Origin of the sequence: Xanthomonas sp. SHU 166 (assembly GCF_000364685.1) — a bacterium.
GTDB classification, from domain to species: domain Bacteria; phylum Pseudomonadota; class Gammaproteobacteria; order Xanthomonadales; family Xanthomonadaceae; genus Xanthomonas_A; species Xanthomonas_A sontii.
On record NZ_AQOJ01000439.1, the window covers coordinates 1 to 1,457 of the forward strand.

General features: G+C 72.3%; 1 protein-coding gene and 1 pseudogene. Both read right to left on the reverse strand.

All coding sequences use genetic code 11. The features are described 5' to 3' along the window. Positions 1-1,090, reverse strand: a 1,090-nt coding sequence (locus D180_RS11925) for a DUF3300 domain-containing protein (protein WP_017912975.1), incomplete at its 3' end; no start/stop codon positions are given. A gap of 126 nt (positions 1,091-1,216) precedes the next feature. After that, positions 1,217-1,457 (reverse strand): annotated as a pseudogene (locus tag D180_RS11930) (zinc transporter ZupT); the annotation flags it as partial.

The window sequence follows — 1,457 nt, forward strand, 5'->3', positions numbered from 1 at the left end:
CGGCGGCCATCGCGGCCCCCGGCGCACGCGCGGCAGCGAAGGCCTGCTGCCCGCCCGGACCGCCCATCGGCGCAACCGGCGGCGGCGCACCGCGGTAGTCGTTGTGCACGTAGCTGCGGTTGTCGTAGTGATTGTTGATGATGGTGGTGCGCGGCGCGTACACGCTGTTGCGGTAGACCACGTAGTTCGGCGCCGACGGCGGCGCGTTCCAGTTCACCCCCCAGTTGTTCCAGCCCCAGCTGTGCCACGGCGGCGCCGGTTCCAGCCAGCCGAACACGCTGTGGTGGTGGTGTTCGAGCGCGTCGCCGACCAGCACGCCGACGCCGAAGGAGATGATGCCGGCGGTGACCAGGTCGCCGGTGTCGTAGTAGGGGCGCGGCGGGCGATAGCGGTACTCGCGGTAGACGTTGACCGGTGCGCCGTAGACCACGTCGGGGTCGTAACGCGGCACGTAGACCACGTCCGGCTGCGCCGGTTCGATGACGATGGTGCGGGTCGGCGGCGGCACCGCGTCGGCATAGGCCGGGGCCGGCTCCACCACGGTGCGCTGCACCACCTGCACGCGTTGCTGCGGGGTGCTGCGCAGGTGGCCCTGCGCCTGCGCGCGCTGGCGCATCACCTGCACCGCGTCCAGCACCTGGTTGGGATCGTGGGCGTAGGCGTCGCCCAGCGCGCGGGTCCAGTCGCCGTTGCCGGCCAACTGGTCGACCACGTCGGGGAAGGCGGTCAGCGCCTTGACGCTGGGGTCCCAGGGTTGCGCCGCGGCCGCCTGCAGGCGGTCGGTGGCGGACAGGGTACGGTTGTTGCGCAGCCAATCCTGCGCGGACACCACCTGGTCCGGGTACACCGAGGCGGCCAGGGTCTGCGCCAGCAGCTTGTCCGGGAACAGCGCGATCGGCGCGACCAGTTGATAGAGCTGGTCGGCGGTCGGGGCCACATAGGGGGCAGGTGCGGGTGCCGCGGCCGGGGCGGGCGCATCGGCCTGGGCCGCAGGAGTGGGCGTGTCCTGCCGCTGGCAGGCGCCCAGCGCCACCACGCTCAGTGCGGTGAACAGGGCCAGCCTGGCCGGGGGCAGGGGACGGAGATCCATGCGACACCTCATCGAGCGGGGCGAAGGTGGCCGCAGCATGCGCCGCCTTGGGTGTCTGCGACCTTTCTGCGCAGCGCTGTCGCGCAGGCCAGCGAGCGCGCGTTCAGCCGGCGTCGGCCGCCATCATCAGACCGGCGCGGACAGGCGGAACAGCACCAGGCTGAGCGCCAGCGTGGCCATGCCTGCGACCAGGCCGTACACCGTCTCGTGCCCCTGCGCGTAGCGCTTGGCGGCCGGCAGCAATTCGTCCAGGGCCAGGAACACCATCACCCCGGCGATCAGCCCGAACACCGCGCCGAACACCGCCTCGGACAGGACGCGCGCCAGCGCGACGTAGCCGATCAGCGCGCCGATCGGCTCCGCCAGG